The sequence below is a fragment of the Chryseobacterium mucoviscidosis genome, from assembly GCF_002177115.1.
In the GTDB taxonomy this organism is placed as follows: domain Bacteria; phylum Bacteroidota; class Bacteroidia; order Flavobacteriales; family Weeksellaceae; genus Chryseobacterium; species Chryseobacterium mucoviscidosis.
The window spans coordinates 1-292 of record NZ_MVAG01000028.1 but is presented as its reverse complement, the minus strand read 5'-3'; the positions used below and the strand labels follow the sequence as shown (position 1 = coordinate 292).

The following is a 292-nucleotide window of genomic DNA, read 5'->3' as shown; positions in this document are numbered from 1 at the left end:
AGTAGCGGGAACCGGACTCGAACCGATGACCTTCGGGTTATGAGCCCGACGAGCTACCTACTGCTCCATCCCGCGGTGTATTTTCTGAACGCCACCGAAGCGTTGTCTTAGTAGCGGGGACACGACTCGAACGTGCGACCTTCGGGTTATGAGCCCGACGAGCTACCTACTGCTCCACCCCGCGGTGTATTTTTAGAGTGTTACCGAAACACTTTCTTAGTAGCGGGAACCGGACTCGAACCGATGACCTTCGGGTTATGAGCCCGACGAGCTACCTACTGCTCCATCCCGC

The 292-nt window shown here is 56.8% G+C and carries 3 tRNA genes; all 3 read right to left on the bottom strand.

The features are described 5' to 3' along the window. Nucleotides 1–2: 2 nt before the first annotated feature. A tRNA-Met gene (locus B0E34_RS00545) sits at nt 3–75 on the bottom strand. Nucleotides 76–111: 36 nt separating this feature from the next. After that, nucleotides 112–184, bottom strand: a tRNA-Met gene (locus tag B0E34_RS00540). Nucleotides 185–220: 36 nt separating this feature from the next. Then, nucleotides 221–292: transfer RNA gene (locus B0E34_RS00535), tRNA-Met, on the bottom strand.